Genomic DNA, 24,669 nt, shown 5'->3' on the forward strand with positions numbered 1-24,669 from the left:
TGACAATTTTTCTCATTATAGCCTATTCTCAAGCTCTTTACAACCCAGAATTTTCTCGATTGTTTCCCTAATTGGTATATCCCATTCTTTAATAATTACATGCGCATATGTTTCGTATAGTGCAATTCTGTCTGAATATATGTCTTCAATCTTCGTTTTACCATTGGACACAACACCTCTGTCCTTAAGACTGCCTACACGATTCTCAATCTCCTTGTAAGGGACCTCAAGGTATATAACTGTGCCTATCCTTCTAAAATGTTCCATCGCCTCAGTTCCATAAACTGCGCTTCCACCTGTTGCTATTACAGTATGGTCAACCTCTATACTTTTATTAACATCATTTTCGATTTTTATAAATCCAGCATCACCATATTCTTCAATGAGCTGTGATAGCAGTTTCTCTTCTTTTTCCTGAATAACCAAATCAGAATCCAAAAACTTATATCCTAAAACTTTGGCTAAAACAACTCCAACTGTACTTTTCCCTGCTCCTGGCATACCGATTAAAATTATATTATTCATTTTTTCCTACGTATTCCTTATACAATAAAATTTAGGTTGCTAAAGGTAACCTATAACCTTTTAATCTATAACGATTTCTATTTCTACTCAATATAGAATACACCGTGCATGCATCAATTTCAATGTTTATAATATTTTTTAATTTAGTGTGCATAATAAATTTGGGAGGTGTTAATATGGACAGTCGAAATGCAACAGGTGTTCCTCAAAGTGATGAAACTTTTGGTTTTGTTCCACCCGACTTCATGTATGGTTTAAATAAATTACAAAACGACACCTTTTCTTGCAAGGAAGAAAAGGAACGTTATTATTACAATTTGGACCATGATCAAGAAAATAACAACCTTCAATAATTTATTTTGCAAATGTAAAAACAAGAAGTGGTCTCAAGCGTATATTCATTTGCTTGGGACCACTTTGTTCTATTATCTGCTTTTTATTTCTTTAATATTATTTTCATTTGACAATTATAAATGTTCTAGCTATTTTAACTTGCCGTCTCTTTTGCGACAATATCATGTCCTACGATTTTGCCTTCACTAATTGTATATATCTCATCTGAAAGGAATTTTAATTCTTCTGCATCATGGCAAGCCAAGATAATGGCTGAACCACCATCTCTAAGTTTCCACAAAATCCCTCTCACTAGTTCTGCACCTGATTCATCTAAGGCGTTAATAGGCTCATCTAAAATAACGATTTCCGGCTTTTCCATGATGGCAGCTGCAATCCCAAGTCTTTGTTTCATGCCTAGAGAGTATTTTTTATAAGTACGTTTATCATTAGGGTCAAGTCCTACATCTTCCAATGATTTCTTAATATCCTCATCTCCAATCTTTTTCTGTATGGAAGCCAATACCTGAAGATTTTTCAAACCAGTATAGTTGGAAATAAAGGATGGATTTTCGATCAATACACCAATACTTCTGGGAAATGATATATCTTTCCCCAATTTTTCACCATTAATTTCGATTGTTCCACTTGTAGGTATAATCAATCCACAAATTGCACGCATAAGCATTGTCTTACCAGATCCGTTTTTTCCCTTAAATCCGTATATCTTACCGCCTTCCAATTCCAGATTCATATCAACAAGTATAGGTGCTCTTTTGATATTTTTACTTAAATTATCAATTTTTACTTTCATAATATTCCTCATTTCTGCGCTTACATTTTATTTAAAATATCGTATTTCTTAAAATAGAAATTGCCTAACATTACCCCAGCTAACCCCAAAACGATAGAAATTAATGCCCCTACAAGAGAATTCACCCCATTGCTAATGATATAATCACTTCTCATCATGATTGAATAATTTCCAATTAAGAAGGGACTTAAAAAATACACAGAAAGAATATCCACTGCTAATACAAATGTAAATGAAAATATAGGCCCTATGACAAGTGATAATGCCATTTGCATCAAAGATATTCCAAGGCTCATAATCAATGGCATAAACATTACAATTAGTGAATACTGAATTCCTTCCTGTGTAAATGTCATGTCTAATACTTCCCTGCAAATATCCTTGGTAATTAAAAATCCCATTTTATTAGTGCTTACTGCAACAATTAGAACGCCACACCAAATCACGAGATACATTACAACGATTGTAGCTATGTTCCAGATACATTTGCTCAGCCACCATTTCGTTCTGTCCGCTGACTTAATCAGCATAATCATTCCTTGCTTGTCCAGATCTTTGACTACATAGCTAAATACCAGAAATGATGCCATCATCTGCACGAATATCCATGTAGGTGGGATATTAAATACAGTGTTTCCACTTGCTTTAAATTCAGAACAACCTTGCATAATATAGAGTAAATAATCCATAAAATTCGGCATACCTGCAATAAGCCCTCTGCCTATTTTTCCATGGCAAATTCTATACATGATGCAGCAGCAAGCAATTGTAAAAAATAATATAACTAAATATTTTATCCTATTTTGCCTCATACCTCTTTTCATATCTTGGATGAAAACAGTTCCAAATCCTTTACTTTCTTTCTGCATTATTCCCAATGAATTCCTTTCTGCGTGAAATGAAGCAGCCTATCATTACAATAAGTATTGCAATTACTATCAAGCAAATTATCTTTATCACTACAATTTCGGGGCTACACCAATCTTTGCTGCTTACTATAAACCTCTTCAAGAAAAATGGTGGTAAACTTGTCCAACTATCCGTAAATGATGTTGCTACTAGCAAGCACATCCCCCAAATATACGTATTAAATAACCAATAGCTTCCTATAACGATCATAATTACAACTGTCATAGCGAGCCACACATTTACAAATGACCCTATCAGCACCTGCCAACTTTTCACCTCCGACGTCATTTGTGTAACAATTGAGAAATAGCTGTTTGTCTTGTCCCAATTCAGTAAATCGTCACTATATTGAATCCCGCTAATGACTCCAATCATTTCTATGTATAGTGAAAACATTGCACATGAAGCCGCAATTCTTTTGCATTGTTTCAACCATATTTCTGCCCTATTATGATATCTTACAACTATGAGAGATGCAAAATCGTCTTTTGCAATATGCATATGCCAAAATGATATGATTATGAATAATATGATACTGTTTGCCATATACATATTAATCCTAACACCATCAAGAATGCAGGATACTGCAGTCGCTCTTGACAAGAAACGAATATTCAAAACAAATGCAACTGCGCCTAGAATTGCTACCACTATCCATGTGATTTTAATATTATATTTTGATATACTATTATAATGTTTATCCATTTAATTTAACTCCACACTTACAATATTCGGGTATGTTGAGAATACAAGTTCATAATCTCTATTGGCGTAAGTTTTCCAGGCAGTCTTGGAAAACATAATCTGTTTTACATCTATGGCAGTGTAAAAAGTGGGTGTTTCACCTTTTTTACATTTAAATCCGTCATTAATACTATTTAAAAGTGTATACTCTGAGGCATTGCTCCATGCCCCTGACTGACCGCATACTTTTGTAATTGGAAAAGAAGCTGTGCTATCCTCTCCTGTATATTCTACCTGTATTTCTGCAACCATAATTGTATCATTGTCTCCAAGTGAGCCTCCTGCAATTGTAGCACTACTCCAACGCTTATTGATCTCATCCGCAGTCATTAATTCATATTTATTTACTGTTACATTAAAGTTATGCCATTCAAACTGTTCATTTACCTGATGAACTTCTCTGCCGACTTTTTGGAACTTATGATTTACATAGACAACACTTGTAATATAGATACCGCATGCGATTACTATAATGCTAATCAAAAGAATGCATATCATTTTTTTACTTGTTTTTATTCCTGTTTTCATATATTTATCCCTTTCCTCAGCTTATAGTATATCCTTGTTTTTCGAGCACCTAATGCCAATTGCAAGACAGATGACCGCAATAAATACGCTTACCTCAATGCATGCTTGCCATACGTTATCTGAATTAAGTCTGTTCATCTGAAGATATGACCATGGCACAGCAATTTTAATTCCAGCAATATTTAGAATTACATATGATGTGAAATATATAATAAACGGTGCCATTAATACCGCAAATCTATTTTCCATTATATACACTGCCACGAAGCAGAATACATTTAACAGACCAAACCCGACAAATACCCATAGAATATATATAGTTATGTATAATAACGGATTGCTAAAAAAGACATCCCCAAAAACAGTTGTTGCAAAAATCATGTATGCGCTAGTATAGGATGCTGGCGTGTCAAATGGCAGAATTACTGCATTTGCTAAAAACGACACAACTAATGGCAATGCTGCTATTGCTCCTCCTGACAAAAACAACGCTATGGCTTTCGCAATGTAATAATTTCTTTTTTTGGTTCGGACTGCTATATTATTTATATAATTATTCTTTTCATCTAAAAACAATGATATTCCATAAGGCACTGCTGCTATCAGTGGAAGTATTACAAATAATATTTCCCTTGCAGCATTCTGATTCATTGCAATCCATTCTGAATATACGCCCGGAAGCCTATCAACTTTAAGCGGGCTCGTCTTATAAACATTCAAATAAAATGGTATTGCTGTAACTCTCTGCGGCACAACATATGCAAACACATGATATGCAACAATTGCGATACCGATTAAAACTGATATTAAAAATATCTTATTTTTAAATGCTCGTTCCAATTCAATTTTTATTAGTGTTTTCAAAATTAGTTAACCTCCAAAGTTTAATTCTACAAAAGCTAATCTGCCTGCTCCATAGGAAGACGTCCAATAGCGAAAATACATATTTGAAGGCACAAAATATATCTGTTCATTTTTATCTTTAGCACCGTCAATGATATATTTAGGTAGCATACCAGTCCATTTGCACAAAGCTGTTTCACCTGCCTGAAGGTGAATTTCACCATTTTTAAATAATCCATCCCCACTTATCTTTCCATCATTATATATTATTCCACTTCCTTTGCTTGTATCTGCTTGTCCATTTTTATCAAATATATGTATACTGCAATTCCCCACTCCCCATGATGTCTTTGTTATGCCAATGTTTGTAAATTGAATTTCTACTGACACCATATAATATCCACTCGAATATATACTTGACGGTTTATTTAAATACCTTGAGAAAACATCCGGATCATATAAATAATCTAAATTAGTTGCCTCCAATTCAGTATTTATTGAAACACGCTTAACATTAACCAATACTTCACCTGTTTCCATTGATGGTAGATAGTTAAAATAAATATCTTCCCCAAAATTATAAAAAAGGGATTTATCAAAGGTTGCTAATCTTGGCGCATTCGCAATTGCATTTTGTCCTGTATCTGAAGTAGTCACCGTTTGCGATTCAGATGCATTATATGTTGTAAACTCGTTCACTTCCGAAGTTGTATTTCTCATGTTTTTCAATTGATTAAACATTTCATCAAAGAGACCTTCTTGAATACCCAACACAGTACATACAATTAATGCAATGATGCTTGTGGCTGCAATTATTCGCTTTACTATTTTCATCATTCATTCCACCTTTATATTTAACAAATACCACACAACTATTAGGGCTATCAAAATTAGTAACCTCCAAAATTTATTTCTACAATAGCTAATCTAGTCGGGCCATATGAACATTCCCAATAAGGAAATAAAAATTGAACGGTTCAAAATAAATCTGTTCATTTTTATCTTTAGTGCGGTCAATAATATATATTTTTCATATAACATTAGTATTTTAAAATTCAGTTATCCTCCAATTTCAACTCAACAAATGCCAATCTTCCTGCCCCATAAGAAGGCCTCCATGTCAGGAAATACATATCTGAAATACTAAAATATATCTGTTCATTTCTATCTTTTACATTCTAAATGACTTCTTTGCCTATCATTTCAGTCCATTTTAACCTCCGTCATCATAAATATGCAGTATGCATAAGGATGTATTCATAATTGCTTGTTTAATTTAGTATTTCTAAAATCAGTTAACTTCCAAAGGTAATTCTACGAAAGCTAATCTGCCAGTTCCATTTGAAGCATGCCATGAACGGTAATACATATTTGAAGGAGTAAAATATAACTGTTCCTTTCTATCTTTAAGGTTATCAATTGCCTCCTTACGTATCAAATCAGTCCATTTACATAACGCTGTTTCGCCTGGCTGAAGAAAAATTTCACCCTTTTTAAATACTCCACCTCCACTTATTTTTCCATCTTGAAATGTTGCCATCCATCTTTTATTTATATCAACTTTTCCATTTCTATCAAAAGTATATAAATAACAATTTCCAGTGCTCCATGATGTCTTCGTTGTACCAATATTTGTAAATTGGATTTCCACTGACACAATATAATAACCATTAGGATAGGTATCTGGAGCCATTTCTAACCTACGCGAAAAATATTCAGGATCGTCCAAAAATTTTAACGACTCAGGATCTAGTTCGTCACTTATAAAAGCACTCTTTACATTAACCATAATTTCACCTTTTTCAACTGACGGGCCATAGTTACAATATATATCTTCACCTAAATCATAAAAAAGAGATTCATCAAATGTTGCCAATTTCGGTGCATTTGCGGCCGCATTTTGTCCTGTATCTGAAGCAGTTTTCGTTTGAGCTTCTGCAGAATTATATGTTGTAAGCTCACCAGCTTCTGATGCTACGTCGTTGTTTTTAAGCTGATTAAAGAATTCATCAAACAGGCCTTTTTGAATTCCTAATGCAGCACTTATAATTAGTGCAATAATACTTATAGACGCAATTGACCGTTTTACTATTTTCATCACTCGGCTCCATCTTTTTATTCTACAAATGCCACAAATATTAAAGACTCATAAATGTTTCTATTTAAATTTTCATATTCAATTAAATTCTAAATTTAATTCTAACTTTGATATACTCATTTTCTGCATACTGTGATTACTAATATTAATCTTTCTATTTTAATAGTTGATTTCCCTAAAATAAATAGGCCATAGACTATATCTATGACCTATTTTATTTAGATAGGTAGTAAAATGAATCTTTTTACATTAATTTTCCTTCGCATACTATACCTCTAATTATTATTTATTAAGTTGCAAAACTATAAATTAATAATAATCCTATTTTATTATATTTCAATACCTTTGGCACGAACTGTAGTTTTTTGGCACGAACTGTCAATTTAACAAGTAAAAAGCAAAACAAGTTAACGGTTGAATATAAAATGCGAAGTTGAAAAGCAAAAAAATCTTATGCTATTATTATTTATGAATTACCACCCTACAAACCATTCTGTTATTCTCCTCCACATAATGAATTGTTCCATTATATTTCTTTACTATATCTCTTATACTCTGCATTCCAAATCCGTGTTTTTTCTTATCTTGTTTGGTCGTTACAAATGCATCTTTACTATTTATCATTGTACCTTTAATCGAATTCTCAATTATGATATTAATATTATCATCTACATATAGCTCCAAATTCACACTAGCAGGATTTGCCTGTATTGCAGCTTCGATTGCATTATCTAAAAGATTTCCCAAAAGGATACTCATATCTAGGTCAGAAATAGTGTTAATTTCTCCATTTACAATGCATTTCGTCTCAATATCGTTCCTTTTGCATTTTTCAAATTTGTCATTAATCATATAATTAAGCACTCTGTTGTTGCAATACTTAACATACCCCATTGCATCCACTTTTTCTTCTATAAGGTTGTTTAGGAATTGTTTCGCTTCGCTATATTCTTCGTGGTCTATGTGATAATTGGCAGATACAATACAGTGTTTTATGTCGTGGCGAAGTTTTCTTGCCTCATCGTACATATGCTGTATTCTATCTACTTCAGATATATTTTGCTCATAAGATAAATTCAAAAACCATTTATCAACTTTTTTCTGATATGTAGTGCAGATGCTTCCAACGACTGCTTGAAATGCAATCATAATAAATAGCAAACACAGGATAAAACCAAAACTTCTATCTATTTCATTAATTACCACCGTGACGCTTTTACTTATAGAAATAAATATAACAACTATTATGCTGACTAACACTACTGTCAATTCACTATCATTTAGGTTGATTTCATATCTTCTACGTATGGCAACTGATAATAGAACAAGCAAAAACACTGCAGAAAGGCTCCACATCTCTGCTTCCTTTCCAGCCAAATTCGAAATTACATCTCCATGATTATCAAGTGCACTCAATGCAGTAAGTAATAGACTGATCAGCACCAATGCTTCTGTTATCTTTTTCAGCATTAATTCTTCATAAAATATACTAATGTATATGATCACGGTGAGCGACTGTAGAATAATCATTTCTACAAATCCACTTTTAAAGGTTATTATGTATATCGCTGATATCCCAATGATCGCAATTATTTCCAGAAATACTGTATATAGTTTTTTTGTTAATTGTCCTACAAATATTTCATTCATACAATATATAATAAGCATTCCAATACAAACATTACTCAGTATCAGAAACAGGTAAGGTATCATTGAGCCCATTTATTTTTATTCTCCCTTTTGCATATTTAAGCTGATAGTCTCTGAAACCATCTTTCACTTCTTTCAGTCGGCTTCTGCTTATTTCAACAAATTTATCATTAAATAAATATAGTGTTTTTCCATCAATTTCCCTTACATATTTCAGATTGATCATATAACCTCTGCTTGCAATCACAAATGACTTTTTTAATAATTCATTTTCATATTTTAATAACTGATCACGTATCGTAACATCATCGTTTTCACTGCTCACAATGATATCATGCTTGTAAGAACATACCGTTCTTATCTCATCTAACAAAAATTCATACTTCTCTTTTCCCATTCCAAATATAATCATCTGGTTACTATCTACGAAATATTGGACCATTCGAAACATTACCTGTTCAAATTCATTTTCGAAAGCTCGTTTTCTAACGAAGCCTAATGGTCTAAATACAAATGAATCGAATACCAGATTTTCATAGGTGGTTACAAAAACGATGTTCGTATCATTTCGGATTTTTGTCAGACTGGATGCAACATCAAAGCCATTTTCCTCTCCCAATTCTATATCGAGAAAAATTACATCAAACTTATTATTAACATAATCCTTGATCAAATCATTCCCGCAATGATATTGAATAATTCCATATGATACATGCTCATATTTCTGTTTCATTATTCTGCTTATAGTCTCTGTTTCAACTTCTCTAAATGTTTTTTCGTCATCACATATTGCAAATCTCAGCATTGAAACTCCCCCTGCAGATTACTACTTTTAGGTCAGAATCAATCAACCTACTATAATTCCCCATAAAACTTCAACGTCTCTTCCAGTTCCACCGGAATCTCAATATGTTCTTTCTCTAGTTTCTTAATACTCATACTACATTCCCGAAACTTCTTTTGCTTATCTCTTATATATCTAGCCATCGCTTCTTCAAATAGAGGTTGCTTCGAATTGCGCTCTCTTAATTCCTTTGCCAATGGACAATAGGTAGCTAAGATTGTCCTTGCGATTTTGTTCAGCCTTAAATACCCTTGTGACTCATTTTGTATCCAAGTAATATAATCTGATACAAATATTTCTCTAACGTTACTTCTTCCTCTTTGTACCTGATGCTTGATTTTTATTTTCTGTTCCTCAGATAAATCTCTATTTTTACTGTATGATTGAATGTAATCTGAATAGTCTGAAGTTAGAGACTTTTCTCTTACATCGTTCCATGAGATACCTTCAATTGTCCTACACAACTCAAATCGAAATCTGCCGATTGCTTTCACAAGCATATCAAACAAATCTGTTTCCCCAAATATAGGAAATAAAAATCTGCCACTAGTATCTCTTTTTCTGCCTTCTATTTCCTGCCACATAACACTATTGCATCCAACAGTTGGCAGTAATATGACGTCTGGAAATGCCTGTTTTACGATATACTCTTTCGGTATTCCTCTTGACGCATCATAGAATAGAACTTCTCTATAAAACGCGGAATAATCGATTGATACCAAATGATCTATTTCTAGATTGATTTTATTTCTTGTATTGAGCATTTTACTCATTGTTTTGATAATGATTCCTTCATGTAGAATTGGTACAAATATACTAACTTGTCCATTCACCAGCCTGTTATTGTATCGAAAGATATTTTTGATTTCATATCCAACTTTTTTTATTGGATTTGTTAAATAATCGTTTTCTTCAGCAGCTGACATTTGATTGTATTTTTTTATTTCTCTTAAGTTTTCATTATACTCAAGGTCAAATTCATTTTTTGAAGGTTCTTTTCTGCCTGCATATATCTCATCAAGCCACTCTTTAAAAGTATATACGCAACAATTACCCTGTTTTTCATTTTCATCCTTAAGATAGTACAGCTCCACGCACTGAGCAGTTGTCAAAAGAGTCTCTTCCACAAAGCCATAGTTTAGAAATAACTCGATGACTCTACTTAACACTTCTTGCTGACAAGTTTTTAAATATACTTTTAAATACAATTCATAAAATGTCTCATTTATTTTCTTTCTTATAATACGTACATTTTCACTGATAGATGTCTTATCTTTTAGCTCACTAAATGCTACGATAAGTTGCTTTATTTCATCTTTTTCTTCTTCTTCAATTTCGGCATAAGTTAATATCTGTTCTAAGGAATTTCTTAGCTCATTAATGGCAGTTTCTGCTGAACTGTTTGATAAATTTATCTCAGCTTCTTTGCTTTCTCCATCTTCATTCGTTCCTGAAATGACTGATGAATATATACCTTCCATTATTTTTTTATCATATTTAAGTTTACAACCTGACTTTTCAGATAATAACCTGTCGGTTATATTTATCTTTGTAATCATTCTACTAAGCAAAACAATTAGATCATCATTACTACCACCAGCATTTTTGATATCTAATGCAATCTTTGAAAGTTCCTTGAAAATGCACTCCTCTTTATCACTAAATATGATTTCAAAAATTTCTTTTATATATGTTGCCATATGAATACTTTCTTTAATTAATTTATTAATTAATTCAGACTGTTTCACAACATGTAAATACGAAAGATTTGAATTGCATGAAAAATATGTCTTTTGAATATCTTCAGGTAATTGTAAACACTCCTCATAATATTTTAAATCATGACTATCAAAAATATATGCACTCTCATATTTCACAATTTCATTGTTTTGACTAAAAATAGTGGAAACATGTCCATTCATGCTGCATATGTCAATGAATTCCTGATGTAATTCATGTATAAACCGATATGTTTCATCAACTATAGTTGTTAGTGCTGTAGTAATACGACTCAAATCTGTAATATACTTATTAAGATTGCAAACCATCAAGCCACTGTAGTCCTTATTAAAATTCATGATTTTCTTAATATCTTTTTTATCATTTATTTGAAATGCATAAAGCGTTATATTTTCATAAGCAATATAGTTAGTTATATATACCTTTTCACAAATATCGCTTATACCAATAAAGCTTCCTACGCTCATGATTGTTTTAATTCCTTGATTGTATGCGATCACTCTACCCTCTAAAATCACACAAATAGTATCTACAATCTCGCCTTGTTTATATATCACAGAACCTGCTTTAAGTTGATTCAAATTGCCTACATTCAAACTGGCTCCCATGCTTATTTTACCTACCTCTACTTTTAGTATATTGCTATTTATAATTATACACCAAACACCCTATTTCAACAATGGTTCTTCCTTGCATTCATTATTTTCTCTATGCATTTCAATGTTTCCTCTTTGCATTTCATTTTTTCTTATTGTATAATACACTTAATTTATAGAAATTAGCTAGGAGGGGAAATGTCAAAAAAAATTATACTATATATGTGTATCTTATTATTATCATTTTCAATAACTGCTTGTACAAAATTGGATTCAAAAAATAAAGAAACTAGTCTTTGTGAAACGATACCAAATACCCCAAATATAACTAGTGGTGCAACGGTAAACATTCAAGAATTTACTACAGATAGTGCTAAAGAAATAATCACTCATAAGAATTCGGATTTTGTGAAAATCATAGATTATATTCCAAATGCTGTAATCGATTTGAAATATTCTACTTTAGATAACTTTACTGGTTGTATCATTTATAATTTTACGGATGCATATTTACGCTATGGCACCACATTAAAGTTGCAAAATGCCCAACAACAATTATTAAATCAGGGATATACCATTAAAATATGGGATGCATTTCGTCCATTTGAAGCACAAGTTGCCTTATGGAACGCATATCCAAATGGGAACTATGTAGCAAATCCCAAGAATGGATATACAAGTCATAATATTGGAAACACTGTCGATATTACAATCGTTAAATTAGATGGCACTGAAGTAACTATGCCAACTGCTTTTGACGATTTTACAGCAAAAGCAAATCGTGACTATTCAGATGTTTCTTTAGAGCAAGCTGATCATGCAATATTACTAGAAACCATTATGACAAATTGCGGTTTTAAAGGATATTCAAATGAGTGGTGGCACTATGAAGATGTTGATTTGTATGAACCAGACGAAACTTTCTTGCCGCCTGTTAGAAATTAATATTCTTCTTAATATCCCCAATATCCAAGTTCACAGCCCTTATCATATATTGCATTACCCTCAATCCAATATCCATAAGAGTTCAAATGCGATTCATCCCAAACTTTTAATGAATAAGGCACTTCCCCGTTCTCAAGCTGAATGAAATCATCAAGGCTTTCAGGGATTTCGAATGCCTTTAACCATCCATCATTTGCAAAATCCACTAGATATTGTCTCATATTTAAGAAATGATCCCCATAAGCCAACTTTAATGCATTTTCCCAATCTGCTCTATAAGCCGCAGTGTAATCCGTATCTCCAACAATTATATAATATTTACACTGATTATATTCAATCATTGCATCATACTGTGCTATCAGCACATCATAGTCGCCCAGATATCCACCATTGTTGCCCATTTGCAGAATTAAAATATCGCCCTTTCTTTCGATTGATGGTGGTGTAATTATAGGCGTATAAATGGAAATAACTAATTCTGATCCGTCTTGTATTCTTGTGAACAAAAATGTTTCTGAATTCCAATCATAACTTAGTTTTCCAACTATACCGCCAATTGAACAGGCATCAAAACATTCTTTTTCTCCATAACTTCCATTTATATTTGGATCAACTAAATAACCATCTTCGCATACTATCTGACTGATTGAAACACTTCCGCTGTCTGGAATCGTAATATCATTGACATACATTTTCAGTCCGCCTTGTCTGCATGCAATCGTCCTGCTATCTTCTCCAGATACGCCCATATTATATACTGTTAAATTGGTAAGTTCCCCAAGCGTTGATGGCATTGTTTTACCGTTTATGTTTATACTTATTCCATTTACTTTAATATTTGTCAGAATCGGATAATTGGGCCCTGTGCCTATTCCTTCTGTCAAACTGTCACCCCAACATGTTATCGAACGCAATAAGCCATCATATGCAATCACTTCTGAAGATAGCGTTCTAACCCTAGTTGGTGCTGTGGTTGATGATGTATCTTCTGCAGCAGTTTTCGCTTCTTCGACTCTTGTTGACTCTATTTCTGCCTCTGTACGAACTTCAGTTGTATCTAAAATTTCTTCCTCTAACGCTTGTGTCTCTAATGCTTGTCTCTCTAGTGCTTGTCTCTCTAGTGCTTGTCTCTCTAGCGCTTGTCTCTCTAGTGCTTGTCTCTCTAGTGCTTGTCTCTCTTCTTGTGATATCTGTGTAGCATTAGGGAATATACGAGTATTTGCCCTACTACTAAAAGAAAACCCTACAAAATACTCAATCATACATAGAAAAATAACAAATCCAAATTTTAAAAATATTCTTTTTTTATACTTTTTCAATATTATCTCCTTATCAGATTTGTAAAAGGCACCCTTAATAAGGTGCCTTCTCATTTTTGAACTATTAGAACATCTAACTTATCTGCATCTTTAAAGCTCCCAACGGGAATCGAACCCGTGACCTCCACCTTACCAAGGTGGCGCTCTACCTGCTGAGCCATGGCAGCATACCGCATAAACATATCTTATGTATGGTATTATATTAACCCCTTTTTGTCAAGTGAGATATTATACAATTTCGCTCAATTTATTCCTAATTCTTTGAAGTGCATTATCTACCGATTTTGGGGTTTTACCCAATTTGTTAGCAATTTTGATATAATCTAACCCTTCCATTTGTAATAAAAGGACTTTTTTCTCGTATGAACTCAAAGAATTCCCGATTTTACTTTCTATAAAATCGGTACTTTCTTTATCAATAAATATTTCTTCTGGGTTCTGTTCCACGGCAGAATAAAGCATATCCGAAAGTTTTGTACTTTCTTCTGCCTTCTCTGATTGGACTGGCATATCAAGTGATATATATCCATTCAGTGGTGAATGTTTCTTTCTGTTCGAGGTGGTAACGGCTGTACACATCTGACGGTTTATACACATACTTGCAAACGTTCTAAATGATGCATCTTTTAATTCATTATAATCTCTAATTGCTTTGTAAAGTCCAATCATACCCTCTTGAATCAAGTCGTCGTTATCACCACCCACAATAAACATAGCTTTGGCCTTTTTACGGACCAAATTCTTGTATTTGTTAAAAAGGTAATCTATTGCTATCTCATTTCCTTCTTTGTACAATTCAATTAATTCTTCATCACTGTAATCTTCATAGGTTCTCACTTGTCAGCCCTCTGGATAATTGATTTACATATATATTCTATTTTACTTATGGTTTGTTCTATTTATGCTATATTTGCTTATTCAATCTTTGTCTAACGATTTCAAAAGCCATAACACCTGCTGCAACGGAAGCATTTAGTGAATCGATATCACCCTTCATAGGAATTGAAGATATAAAATCACACTTTTCTTTGACAAGACGGCTTACGCCTTCTCCTTCACTACCAATTACAAGGCCAATTGGTCCAGTAAGATTTTGCTTGTACATAACTTCTCCAGCCATATCCGCACACATAAACCAGATACCTTTTTCTTTTAATTCTTCTATTGTTCTTGTAATATTCGTAACTTTTGCTACTGGTGTATAATTAATAGCGCCTGCTGAAGCCTTAACAACTGTAGATGTAAGCCCTGCTGCACGTCTCTTAGGAATAATAACTCCATGAGCACCTGCAAGATTAGCAGATCTAATAATTGCGCCAAGATTATGTGGATCCTCAATGCCATCAAGTATAAATATAAATGGATCTTCACCCTTTTCTTTAGCAATATTTAAAATATCTTCTACTTCAGCATATTCATAAGCTGCTGCATAAGCGATAACACCCTGATGTTTTCCTGTCTCTGACATATTATCAAGACGTTCTTTATCTACATAATTAATGATAGTATCATATTTTTTTGCTTCTCTAGTAATTGATTTAACAGGTCCATCGTCACATCCGTCAAGTATAAATAATTTGTCGATTGTTTTTCCTGCACGAAAAGCCTCTAGTACTGGGTTTCTTCCCTCAATTGTAAATTCTTGGTATCTCATATTTTCCATCCTATTCTGCCTGCTTTGCAGGTCCCATTCACTATAGTATCTCTATAGTTCTCCAATGTCTTCTAAACTTATTTTAATTAATTCTATCATTCGCTCATATCTACCAAGCAAATATAGATATCCTATCAGTGCTTCAAAACCAGTTGCTCGTCTATAGTCATTCACTGAAGCGTTCTTTGCAGTTGAAGCTGACTTTGCATTACGTCCACGCTTATATACTGCCCGTTCTTCATCTGATAATATTGGTTCAATCACTCGCACCATCTTCGATTGCGTTTCAGCCTTAACAATTGAATTTGCCCTCTTATTAATCTTATTCACTTGCATATTACCCTGATTAACAAGAAATGTCCTTATTACTAAGTCATAGGCATCATCACCGATATACGCCAAAGTAAGAGGTGAATATGTTAATATATTCACTTCCTTAAGTCCAAGACCATTTTTCATAGCTGAAATAAAATCTTGTCCATTTTTATTATCTAACTCGTCTTCTGGAATATTATATAACTCATCTTCCGAAATATTATCTAGATCTTCTTCAAGTATGTTATCCAGCATTTTTTCAACCATATTTTCTATCTTCTTTTCAAGTATATCGTCTAGCTTCTCTTCCATCTTACGCCTTCTCTAGTATCCTCTAAAGTAATACCTTTGCTAATTAACAAATCTCTGATTTCATCGCCTCTTGCAAAATTCTTATCTTTTCTTGCTTGTTGTCTTTCAGCAATCAAATTATCTATATCTGTATCTAATATTTCCACTTCTTTTACTATGATAAGTCCTAATACACTACTCAACTTAATAATATCACTAATCAGAACATTTAAATATTGTTTGCTATTATCACCTGTACTATTCGAATTTGCATATTTCACTAATTCAAATATCGCTGATATAGCATCTGCTGTATTAAAGTCATCATCCATCGCTGCTTCAAACTTATCAAAATATTCTTTCGCAGCATCAATTTTTGCTTTTTCATTATCTAAAATATTATCAACACTTGATGTTTCCACTAAATGTTTTAAATTTACAACAGAAGTGATTATTCTATCCAGACCATTCTTAGATGCTTCCATTAAATCTCTACTAAAATTAATTGGAGTTCTATAATGTGCACTTAACATGAAAAATCTTAACACCTGAAGGTCATATTCTTCTGAAATGTCTCTAACAGTAAAAAAATTACCAAGAGACTTTGACATCTTCCTGTTATCAATATTAAGAAATGCATTATGCATCCAATATTTTGCAAAATGAACTCCGTTGGCTGCTTCACTTTGTGCAATTTCATTTTCATGATGAGGAAAAACAAGATCTTCTCCGCCTGCATGAATATCAATTTTATCACCAAGATACTTCTTTGCCATCACAGAACATTCAATATGCCATCCTGGACGTCCATCACTCCATGGTGATATCCAGAATGGTTCATTATCCTTCTTTGGTTTCCAAAGAACAAAATCCATTGGATCTTCCTTCTCTGACTCCCCTGCTACTTTGATATCCCTATGTCCTGCCTGTAAATCATCCAAATTTTTCTTTGACAACTTACCATAATCTTCAAATTTGTTAGTTCTAAAGTATACAGTACCATTTACATTATACGCATATCCTTTTTCAATCAACTTGCCTATCATATCAAGCATACCACATATTTCTTCTGTGGCAAGGGGATGTTTTGTTGCTGGCAAAACATTTAAGCTTTCCATATCTTTTTTGCATTCTGCAATATATCTTTGCGAAATAACAGAAGCATCTACGCCTTCTTCAATTGCTTTCTTGATTATTTTATCATCTATATCTGTAAAATTCGATACGAAATTAACATCATATCCTTTGTACTCCATATATCTTCGAACAGTGTCAAAACAAATCATTGCTCGTGCATTTCCAATATGAATAAGATTATATACTGTTGGTCCACATACATACATCTTAACCTTTCCAGGTTCCAATGGCACAAATTCTTCTTTTTTTCTTGTAAGTGTATTATATATTTTCATTTTACTTTTTTCCTTCCTCAATCATTTTAAATATCTCTTCTATTTGACTCTTTAGTACAATATTCTGTCTTTTTATGGATGCTATCTCATCTACAATTGGATCTGGAAAATGAATTTGATCAAGATCATTCTTATTATTACAATCGATCTTCACTCCATTTTTACCTTGTATATTCTGCTTAACAATTCTACCAGGTACCCCAACTACAGTTGAATTCGGTGGCACATTCTCGAGTACAACCGAACCTGCTCCGATTTTTGAATTATCTCCAATTGTAAACGATCCTAATATTTTAGCGCCTGCGCCAATCATAACATTGTTACCCACTGTAGGATGTCTCTTCCCATGTTCTTTACCGGTACCACCAAGTGTGACCCCCTGATACAGTGTAACATTATCTCCTATAATTGCCGTCTCTCCAATTACTACACCATAACCATGGTCAATAAATAGTCCTTCGCCAATCTGAGCACCCGGGTGAATTTCTATTCCTGTTTTTCTTACTGTTCTTTGTGACATGAATCTGGCCCAGAAATAATGCCCATTTATATATAACTTATGTGCAAATCTATATCTCATAATTGCTTTAAAACTTGGATACAAAAATACTTCCATACTAGACTTAATTGCTGGGTCACGATCTTTGATTATTGCAATTTCTTTCTTTACATAATTAACAAATCCCATAATAGTCTCCTTTCTATATTAGACGAAGACTCGCTCCGTTCACTGTCTGTATAGACTTGATCCAATATACGCGAAGCCTTGTTTTGCTATTACCTTCCTCATTACTTCGCGTAAAAAAAATTACCCATCCCAATATAAGAGACGAAGTAATCCGTTGTTCCACTCTAATAAGAGACAATGTGCCTCTACTCAATGATTCTTAACGTAATCACACGTACTTGGATACTTACACACTTCTAATTCAGATGTTATTTCACCAAATATGCTCCCGAATGCACTTCATAAATGTCCAGATAAAAACTGATTTCAGCCTAGGTCAGTTTATCTCTGTTATCTTTCCAAATATTACTTTATTCGTTCAACGCATTTTAATATATATAGTTTAGTTTATGCAACTTGAATTTATTTGTCAATAGTCTATTTTTTCTGACATCCTGAACACCCTGTGCATTTGTCACAGTCTTTCACATCAGTAGACTCTAATTTACTAGTAGGGTTTAACACATCTGTAGAATTGTCATATACATAATTAAATATTGGAGATATACTTGCAATTGCTTGTGAAGAAATCCCTTCACAAGTGCCTGTAAAACCTAGACCTTCTTCAGTAGTTGCCTTAACATTTACTTGATTAATATCCAATCCTAATGCATCTGCAATATTTTTTCTCATATCATCAATATAAGGACTCATCTTAGGCTCCTGAGCAACAATAGTTCCATCAATATTCTCAATAATATAATTATTACTATCTATTAGTTTTCCAACTTGCTTTAATAACTCGATACTAGAGATACCTTTGTATCTGTCATCATTATCCGGGAAGTGTTTCCCAATATCCCCTAACGCTGCTGCGCCTAATAAAGCATCTATAATAGCATGTAAGATTACATCTGCATCTGAATGTCCTAGAAGCCCTTTTTCATAAGGTATCTCCACACCACCCATAACAAGTTTTCTACCTTCAACTAACCTATGAACATCATATCCCATACCAACTCGCATAAATTCTCCAATCTGCCACTGCTGTAGCACTTAAAATATCATTACATATCACTTGTAAAACAATAAGGACCTAAGAGCAAACTCTTAAGTCCTTATAACGCATTGGTTAGTAGCGAGAAAGGGATTCGAACCCCCGACACCATGGGTATGAACCATGTGCTCTAGCCAACTGAGCTATCTCGCCATTTTTCTTAAAGATATGGGACCAATAGGGTTCGAACCTATGACCCTCTGCTTGTAAGGCAGATGCTCTCCCAGCTGAGCTATGATCCCATATATAAGCTCGTCAGCGACGAACTCGCTTTGCTATTATATTATAAAGTCCTCTTTTTTGTCAATACCTTTTAGCTTTTATTTTAATATTTATCTCTTTTTATCTTGTTTTATCTTGTAAATCCCTATAAACCCCTTGTATTTATATACTCATACCACATAATTCACATCTTTTATCTTTTAGCTTTTAGCTTTTAGCTTTTAGCTTTTAGCTTTTAGCTTTTAGCTTTTAACTTTTAGCTTTTGGCTTTTGGCTTTTGGCTTTTGGCTTTTGGCTTTTGGCTTTTGGCTTTTGGCGCCCCCATGAGTATCAAGTGAATATGAATTCATAATGATTCAGTTTGCGCAGACCGGCTGAAAGCAGCGCCCATGTTTTTTTCAAGACTCAGATAAAAAAACGAACGAAGTGAGTCTTTTTATCATCCCTGAGGCTTGCAAAAAAACATGCTGCTTGAAGGAAAGGCAAGCAAAATGAATCGTTATAAATTCATATTCACGCCCGTAAGTGAGTCTTTTCATCATCCCTGAGGCTTGCAAAAAAACATGCTGCTTGAAGGAAAGGCAAGCAAAATGAATCGTTATGAATTCATATTCACGCCCGTACTCACTCCCCAACGCCCTCCCCAATAAACTTCCAAGTGCTCCCACTATCAGAAGATTGATACTTTGCGACTGTGTCACCACCATTATAATCTCCACCGCTTCCTTGCGTCACTATAAGTGTAAGAATACCTTCATCATTAATTGTTGGAACCTGAATATCTTTGTAAATTGAATTCCATATTAATTTTGTATTCGCATCCTCAAACGGCTGACTGCCTAAAATCACTGGTGTAAAGGTAACACCACCATCCGTCGTTCTATAAAGATTACTTTCCATACCGGTCAAATATTCATATCCAATATATCCAATCTTACTATCTATAAAACTTACACCACTAACAATATTATTTATCTGTCCACTTCCTACTTTAGTCCAAGATTCCCCGCTATCAGTAGTTTTCATTATCATAGTAGTTTCTTCATTATCTTTTTTATTATATGCGACTACAACAAATCCTTCTTTTTCATTAATAAAATCAACATAATAAAAGTTGACGCCTGTAATATCTGAAATCATAGCACTAGTCCAGTTCGCACCCTTATCATTAGTGTAAATTATAGTAAGTGGAACCGCCTTCCCTGAAACAGTATTCCCACCATATAAAAAAGCTGATTTTTCTAAGCCTACTTGATAGCTTCCATCAGGCAAAGTTGTTTTATCACTACTATTAGTAGTCAAATTACTTATATCAACCGGTACCGCACTCCATTTTTCACCACCATTAAATGTAACTTCTAGCTTTTGGTCCTTGATTTCATACTTATACAAATTACTTCCGGAAGCATTCTGACTATCAGATGCACTGGATTTTGTTTGTTTTTCTGCAACTGTTGATTGAAATGTTGATGTTGTCAATCCATAAGCCTGTGGCAATTGAATTGATTTTGCAAAAATCCTTGCAGTATTATCAAATAAATCTTCGACTTGAAACTGTATAACCCATTCACATACCAATTTTCCTTCATTCATATATCCATCCCATGAAGAAAAATAATCAGTAACATTACTCCTAGGTTCACAACTAAATGCTATTAGTACATTATTTTCATCTGAACTAAGCACTTGAACTTTTGATATATCAACACCGGTTATTGATTTTGACATTGAAAGATATTTCTGTTCAAATTGATTTGTAAATTGTTCAATCCATATTTGAGCGATTTGTTCAATACCAACATTGCCAAATTCTATATTTTTCGCAGACTCATTGCTGTTGTCAATACTTTGATCATCCTTAATCACATTACCATCGCTATCAATGCGTACACTAAATGTATACTGTGTGTTTAATACAATGGAGTCTTGTTTCTCCTTGTAATATTGGGTGTAAAAAAGTAAGAACACAACTAATAAAAAGGCTGCCAATATCAAAACTCCGAATATGATTCTCTTGATTTTAATGTAATCTTTCATATTGGCTCCTTCCTCTTGCTTGAAAAGATATATTATAATTTATCTTCTCTTCTAACATATACAGCATCTTGAGCAACTTTCTCATATTTTTTATAGGTCCATAAAAGCCACATGGTTGCTATACTAATCACTAATATACCAATTAAGAAGTATGGATTAGAGACTTTGTACCAAGTATTAGATATCGTTCTATACTCATAAGGTAACACATATGCAGTTATAAAAGCTCCTGCCATAATCAGACCGTTGATAGAGGCTCTCATATCATGTATCTTTCCCGAATTGTTATAAATCAATAGACTAATAAATTCACCTAAGGGCCTCATCGCCATTGTGAAAAAGCTAACTGCAATACTATATTTAAAACTAACACCTAGAATCAATAAAATAATTGTAAAATACACTAGCTCCGTAATCATCTTATAAAATATTCTACCAAAATAATGAATATTAGATTTCACCAAAATCACTCTTAACATGATGTAATCTCTATCTGACATTGTAAACATAGTATTATTTGTAATACTTCCGCAAAATGTAGTCATTATTATGAAAAAATAAATTATTGATAACTCTTGATTATTTAATACATTGATAACCACTTTGCCTATTAATTTATAAGGAATATACACAAAAATAACTGCATAAACTAACTTCTTCAAAAATTCCAGTATTAATGTGCATATAAGTGCAAAAACACCAAATTTAGTTCTTTGTTTTATTTTCTTTTTATCAAACAAATCATCATTCACTTTATTACGGACTTTTGGGATTCTTTTTAGTATGTAGATTACAAAATTAGCACCTTCGCAAAATTTTAATATCTTCTCTTGAAATAAATTCTTGCAACCCTTAATACAATTCTTAGCGCAAATACATATGCCACTTTTAATGAAATTAATGCTGTTTTTCAGGCTATTTTTTATTGCATTCAGACAATTCTCAATTCTAATTTGAGTGCTATTTTGAGTTTTAGTTTGAATGCTATTTTGAGTGCTATTTTGAATGCTATTCATACGCCTCTTAATGCAATTCTCCATCATCATCCTCCATTAATTCAAGTACAGCCTTTTTATTTGCTTTTTTCCTTAAATTTTCTTTGCTAAAAACATTACTCTTTCCTGCATCAAGTATAATCAGATCTTTTGACATCATTTTAGCAATATCAAGTAAGCCCGTTGATACCAATATAATATGATCCTCTTTACACGAAATAAGTACTTTCAAGAATTCTTTCATGTATGTTTCATCACGATAATCAAATGGCTCATCAAACATTATAACGTATGGTTTCTGTACTAGAAACTGAGCTAATTGGAGTTTTTTCTTACTGATAAAATCATATTCTTTTATTAATGTTTGTCTAGTCTCTTCGTCGATCTTTACAGTTTTAAAAGTTTCATCAATCAACGCATCTATCGATTCAACTTTTTGTTCTGCATTTTCACATATAAATTGCATAAACTGGTACCCTGTTAAATTAACCGGCAATAATCCATGCTTATGTGCTAGCATCGTTTTGCAACCTTCTTTGATTGTAATATCTCCGCTTTCGTACTTTAAATCACCAGAAATACATTGAAACAATGTCGTCTTACCAGATCCGTTTTTTCCAATAATAGGGTATATCTGACCTTCATTAAACTCCAAAGATATATCTGATAATATTTTCCTCTTATTAATTATCTTATTTAATTTTCTTATGTTTAACACACTTTTTCTCCTCATTATATTAAATTGAAAGTGATTATGTATATATTAATATTATAGTACATTTGATTACTTTTTGTAAATATAAATATGGTTGCATTGGCTTCTATTCAATGCTATAATGCAATAGTTATTTTATTATTGTCCCAAAAGAAAGGTTGATTACTTTGAAGAATTTTCTTAAGAAGAATTGGCGCCTCTGCTTTCTAATGTATGTACTCATATATTTGCCTTGGTTTTGTTATATAGAAAACACTATTATTCCTGGTTTACCTATAATTCATATCATACATTGTTCATTAGATGATTTAATCCCGTTTAATGAGTATTTTATTATACCTTATATGTCGTGGTTTTTGTATATAGTATTTGCTTGCTTGTTTGTTTTATATAAAGGTTCTGATTCAGAATTTAAAAAGTTAGCGCTCTCATTAGTAATTGGTATGTCATTATGTATGACTATCTGTATGATATATCCTAGCGGTCTCAACTTAAGACCAGTTGAATTTCCAAGACACAATATATTTTCAACACTAGTTTCCTTCATATATTTATCTGATACACCTACTAATGTATTTCCAAGTGTACATGTATATAATTCATTAGCAATTCATGTTTCAATATCAAAATTAAAAGTCTTAGAGAACTATAAATGGGTAAAGAACTGTTCACTCGTAATATGCATTTTAATATGCTTATCAACAGTTTTTATAAAACAACACTCATTAATAGATGTAGCAGGTGCAATTGTTTTAATGATAGTGTTATACGTAGGAATTTATGTTTTAGATTATAACAAGCTATTTGCGAAAGCAAAAAGGAATAAGGAAATATTGGAATAGGGCGCAGGTGCAATACGGGAAGGTGTAGACAACCTAAAATTATTCATTTGCGTTTACTTCCTAGTTGAAGAATATGTAAGTTACTAATGGATTCATTTTATGCTAAAAGCAAGATCCAAAGTTCTAAACTCCTCACTTCGTTCGTCAGACAGTAGAACTTTGGCTCTTAACGCATAAAATGAATCCAAAAGTAACTTATCACATTCTTCAAGATATACAGCAAACGCAAATGAATAATTTTAGGTTGATTTACGTTTGCGTGGTTGCCTATTCAAATATTGGGGTGGCGAAAAGATGCCACTGCCAATATTTTGGTCTGTGTATGTATGAAAATATGTCGAGCGTTATTGGCGTAAAAAGTGGCGGTAGCACAACTAACGATTTATGTTAGTTGTGCTACCGCCACTTTTACGTTATGAATAACTTAAAGTTTTTTTACAGCGCTGGAGTATTTTTTCGGAATTTGGTGCTAAACGTAGCCAGTGAAGATTCATTTATGATTATTTATTTTTACGCAGACCGGCTGAAAACAGCGCTTTCTGCTGTTTGAAGGAAAGGCAAGTCAAAATGAATA

At 33.0% G+C, this 24,669-nt stretch carries 24 protein-coding genes, 3 tRNA genes and 1 other annotated feature; of the genes, 3 read left to right on the forward strand and 24 right to left on the reverse strand.

Annotated features, from left to right (window positions below):
• Positions 1-15: 15 nt before the first annotated feature.
• On the reverse strand, positions 16-525 hold the full coding sequence (locus tag BMY18_RS05230) for a shikimate kinase (RefSeq protein WP_092451305.1): 510 nt from the start codon (positions 523-525) through the stop codon (positions 16-18).
• Between the two features lie 176 nt (positions 526-701).
• Here BMY18_RS05230 and BMY18_RS20985 point away from each other — a divergent pair, with 176 nt between their 5' ends.
• Entirely contained in the window at positions 702-878 is a 177-nt protein-coding gene (locus tag BMY18_RS20985) for a hypothetical protein (RefSeq protein WP_170841305.1), read from the forward strand.
• 134 nt (positions 879-1,012) lie between these two features.
• Here the strand turns inward: BMY18_RS20985 and BMY18_RS05235 are convergent, their stop codons facing one another.
• The 10 genes from BMY18_RS05235 to BMY18_RS05280 form a co-directional block, all read right to left on the reverse strand.
• Positions 1,013-1,672, reverse strand: coding sequence for an ATP-binding cassette domain-containing protein (locus tag BMY18_RS05235; protein ID WP_092451307.1), 660 nt, complete (start codon positions 1,670-1,672; stop codon positions 1,013-1,015).
• Positions 1,673-1,692: 20 nt separating this feature from the next.
• Entirely contained in the window at positions 1,693-2,541 is an 849-nt protein-coding gene (locus tag BMY18_RS05240; protein WP_092451309.1) for a hypothetical protein, read from the reverse strand.
• On the reverse strand, positions 2,525-3,286 hold the full coding sequence (locus tag BMY18_RS05245; protein WP_092451311.1) for a hypothetical protein: 762 nt from the start codon (positions 3,284-3,286) through the stop codon (positions 2,525-2,527). The genes BMY18_RS05240 and BMY18_RS05245 overlap by 17 nt, the downstream gene beginning before the upstream one ends.
• Positions 3,287-3,853 carry a hypothetical protein gene (locus BMY18_RS05250; RefSeq protein ID WP_092451313.1) on the reverse strand — a complete coding sequence of 189 codons (567 nt, stop codon included), beginning with the start codon at positions 3,851-3,853 and terminating at the stop codon, positions 3,287-3,289.
• 21 nt (positions 3,854-3,874) lie between these two features.
• On the reverse strand, positions 3,875-4,717 hold the full coding sequence (locus tag BMY18_RS05255) for a hypothetical protein (RefSeq protein ID WP_092451315.1): 843 nt from the start codon (positions 4,715-4,717) through the stop codon (positions 3,875-3,877).
• 6 nt (positions 4,718-4,723) lie between these two features.
• Entirely contained in the window at positions 4,724-5,533 is an 810-nt protein-coding gene (locus tag BMY18_RS05260; protein WP_092451316.1) for a nitroreductase family protein, read from the reverse strand.
• 454 nt (positions 5,534-5,987) lie between these two features.
• On the reverse strand, positions 5,988-6,794 hold the full coding sequence (locus BMY18_RS05265) for a hypothetical protein (protein ID WP_092451318.1): 807 nt from the start codon (positions 6,792-6,794) through the stop codon (positions 5,988-5,990).
• A 462-nt stretch (positions 6,795-7,256) separates the two neighbouring features.
• A complete protein-coding gene (locus BMY18_RS05270; protein WP_092451320.1) occupies positions 7,257-8,516 on the reverse strand; it encodes a sensor histidine kinase in 1,260 nt (419 codons plus the stop codon).
• A complete protein-coding gene (locus tag BMY18_RS05275) occupies positions 8,476-9,249 on the reverse strand; it encodes a LytR/AlgR family response regulator transcription factor (protein ID WP_092451322.1) in 774 nt (257 codons plus the stop codon). The genes BMY18_RS05270 and BMY18_RS05275 overlap by 41 nt, the downstream gene beginning before the upstream one ends.
• Before the next feature lie 50 nt (positions 9,250-9,299).
• Positions 9,300-11,624: a cyclic nucleotide-binding domain-containing protein gene (locus BMY18_RS05280; RefSeq protein ID WP_139197215.1), complete on the reverse strand. Its 2,325-nt coding sequence runs from the start codon at positions 11,622-11,624 to the stop codon at positions 9,300-9,302.
• Positions 11,625-11,822: 198 nt separating this feature from the next.
• On the opposite strand from BMY18_RS05280, the gene BMY18_RS05285 reads away from it, so the two are divergent.
• Positions 11,823-12,569 (forward strand): M15 family metallopeptidase, encoded by a 747-nt coding sequence (locus BMY18_RS05285; protein WP_092451325.1) that lies wholly within the window; start codon positions 11,823-11,825, stop codon positions 12,567-12,569.
• Between the two features lie 8 nt (positions 12,570-12,577).
• On the opposite strand, the gene BMY18_RS05290 is transcribed toward BMY18_RS05285, so the two are convergent.
• The 13 genes from BMY18_RS05290 to BMY18_RS05350 all read right to left on the reverse strand — a co-directional run bounded on the left by BMY18_RS05290 (position 12,578) and on the right by BMY18_RS05350 (position 23,256).
• Positions 12,578-13,888: a hypothetical protein gene (locus BMY18_RS05290; protein WP_092451327.1), complete on the reverse strand. Its 1,311-nt coding sequence runs from the start codon at positions 13,886-13,888 to the stop codon at positions 12,578-12,580.
• 94 nt (positions 13,889-13,982) lie between these two features.
• A tRNA-Thr gene (locus BMY18_RS05295) sits at positions 13,983-14,055 on the reverse strand.
• Between the two features lie 61 nt (positions 14,056-14,116).
• Entirely contained in the window at positions 14,117-14,725 is a 609-nt protein-coding gene (sigH, locus tag BMY18_RS05300; RefSeq protein ID WP_092451329.1) for an RNA polymerase sporulation sigma factor SigH, read from the reverse strand.
• Between the two features lie 67 nt (positions 14,726-14,792).
• The gene (rlmB, locus tag BMY18_RS05305; RefSeq protein WP_092451660.1) at positions 14,793-15,542 is read right to left on the reverse strand and encodes a 23S rRNA (guanosine(2251)-2'-O)-methyltransferase RlmB; all 750 of its coding nucleotides are present in this window, start codon (positions 15,540-15,542) and stop codon (positions 14,793-14,795) included.
• Positions 15,543-15,593: 51 nt separating this feature from the next.
• The gene (locus BMY18_RS05310) at positions 15,594-16,001 is read right to left on the reverse strand and encodes a Mini-ribonuclease 3 (protein WP_092451662.1); all 408 of its coding nucleotides are present in this window, start codon (positions 15,999-16,001) and stop codon (positions 15,594-15,596) included.
• 152 nt (positions 16,002-16,153) lie between these two features.
• On the reverse strand, positions 16,154-17,560 hold the full coding sequence (gene cysS, locus BMY18_RS05315; RefSeq protein ID WP_092451331.1) for a cysteine--tRNA ligase: 1,407 nt from the start codon (positions 17,558-17,560) through the stop codon (positions 16,154-16,156).
• Between the two features lies 1 nt (position 17,561).
• On the reverse strand, positions 17,562-18,248 hold the full coding sequence (gene epsC, locus BMY18_RS05320) for a serine O-acetyltransferase EpsC (protein WP_092451333.1): 687 nt from the start codon (positions 18,246-18,248) through the stop codon (positions 17,562-17,564).
• Between the two features lie 134 nt (positions 18,249-18,382).
• Positions 18,383-18,619: a binding site (T-box leader), on the reverse strand.
• 46 nt (positions 18,620-18,665) lie between these two features.
• Complete coding sequence (ispF, locus tag BMY18_RS05325; RefSeq protein WP_092451335.1) at positions 18,666-19,253, reverse strand: 2-C-methyl-D-erythritol 2,4-cyclodiphosphate synthase; 588 nt, start codon at positions 19,251-19,253, stop codon at positions 18,666-18,668.
• 110 nt (positions 19,254-19,363) lie between these two features.
• Positions 19,364-19,437, reverse strand: a tRNA-Met gene (locus tag BMY18_RS05330).
• 16 nt (positions 19,438-19,453) lie between these two features.
• A tRNA-Val gene (locus BMY18_RS05335) sits at positions 19,454-19,526 on the reverse strand.
• A gap of 604 nt (positions 19,527-20,130) precedes the next feature.
• Positions 20,131-21,543 (reverse strand): WD40/YVTN/BNR-like repeat-containing protein, encoded by a 1,413-nt coding sequence (locus tag BMY18_RS05340; RefSeq protein WP_092451337.1) that lies wholly within the window; start codon positions 21,541-21,543, stop codon positions 20,131-20,133.
• A 32-nt stretch (positions 21,544-21,575) separates the two neighbouring features.
• On the reverse strand, positions 21,576-22,559 hold the full coding sequence (locus BMY18_RS05345) for a hypothetical protein (protein ID WP_139197216.1): 984 nt from the start codon (positions 22,557-22,559) through the stop codon (positions 21,576-21,578).
• A 7-nt stretch (positions 22,560-22,566) separates the two neighbouring features.
• Positions 22,567-23,256, reverse strand: a complete 690-nt coding sequence (locus BMY18_RS05350) for an ATP-binding cassette domain-containing protein (protein ID WP_170841306.1) — start codon at positions 23,254-23,256, stop codon at positions 22,567-22,569.
• A 353-nt stretch (positions 23,257-23,609) separates the two neighbouring features.
• Here BMY18_RS05350 and BMY18_RS05355 point away from each other — a divergent pair, with 353 nt between their 5' ends.
• Positions 23,610-24,095: a phosphatase PAP2 family protein gene (locus BMY18_RS05355; protein ID WP_242940967.1), complete on the forward strand. Its 486-nt coding sequence runs from the start codon at positions 23,610-23,612 to the stop codon at positions 24,093-24,095.
• Positions 24,096-24,669 lie beyond the last annotated feature (574 nt).

Origin of the sequence: [Clostridium] fimetarium, assembly GCF_900111235.1 — a bacterium.
In the GTDB taxonomy this organism is placed as follows: Bacteria; Bacillota; Clostridia; order Lachnospirales; family Lachnospiraceae; genus Clostridium_N; species Clostridium_N fimetarium.

Coding starts and splice junctions, on each gene's coding strand:
- BMY18_RS05230 (WP_092451305.1), bottom strand. CDS start 525: ATGAATAATATAATTTTAATCGGTATGCCAGGAGCAGGGAAAAGTACA.
- BMY18_RS20985 (WP_170841305.1), top strand. CDS start 702: ATGGACAGTCGAAATGCAACAGGTGTTCCTCAAAGTGATGAAACTTTT.
- BMY18_RS05235 (WP_092451307.1), bottom strand. CDS start 1,672: ATGAAAGTAAAAATTGATAATTTAAGTAAAAATATCAAAAGAGCACCT.
- BMY18_RS05240 (WP_092451309.1), bottom strand. CDS start 2,541: ATGCAGAAAGAAAGTAAAGGATTTGGAACTGTTTTCATCCAAGATATG.
- BMY18_RS05245 (WP_092451311.1), bottom strand. CDS start 3,286: ATGGATAAACATTATAATAGTATATCAAAATATAATATTAAAATCACA.
- BMY18_RS05250 (WP_092451313.1), bottom strand. CDS start 3,853: ATGAAAACAGGAATAAAAACAAGTAAAAAAATGATATGCATTCTTTTG.
- BMY18_RS05260 (WP_092451316.1), bottom strand. CDS start 5,533: ATGATGAAAATAGTAAAGCGAATAATTGCAGCCACAAGCATCATTGCA.
- BMY18_RS05265 (WP_092451318.1), bottom strand. CDS start 6,794: ATGAAAATAGTAAAACGGTCAATTGCGTCTATAAGTATTATTGCACTA.
- BMY18_RS05270 (WP_092451320.1), bottom strand. CDS start 8,516: ATGGGCTCAATGATACCTTACCTGTTTCTGATACTGAGTAATGTTTGT.
- BMY18_RS05275 (WP_092451322.1), bottom strand. CDS start 9,249: ATGCTGAGATTTGCAATATGTGATGACGAAAAAACATTTAGAGAAGTT.
- BMY18_RS05285 (WP_092451325.1), top strand. CDS start 11,823: ATGTCAAAAAAAATTATACTATATATGTGTATCTTATTATTATCATTT.
- rlmB (WP_092451660.1), bottom strand. CDS start 15,542: ATGAGATACCAAGAATTTACAATTGAGGGAAGAAACCCAGTACTAGAG.
- BMY18_RS05310 (WP_092451662.1), bottom strand. CDS start 16,001: ATGAAAAATGGTCTTGGACTTAAGGAAGTGAATATATTAACATATTCA.
- cysS (WP_092451331.1), bottom strand. CDS start 17,560: ATGAAAATATATAATACACTTACAAGAAAAAAAGAAGAATTTGTGCCA.
- epsC (WP_092451333.1), bottom strand. CDS start 18,248: ATGGGATTTGTTAATTATGTAAAGAAAGAAATTGCAATAATCAAAGAT.
- ispF (WP_092451335.1), bottom strand. CDS start 19,253: ATGCGAGTTGGTATGGGATATGATGTTCATAGGTTAGTTGAAGGTAGA.
- BMY18_RS05340 (WP_092451337.1), bottom strand. CDS start 21,543: ATGAAAGATTACATTAAAATCAAGAGAATCATATTCGGAGTTTTGATA.
- BMY18_RS05345 (WP_139197216.1), bottom strand. CDS start 22,559: ATGAATAGCATTCAAAATAGCACTCAAAATAGCATTCAAACTAAAACT.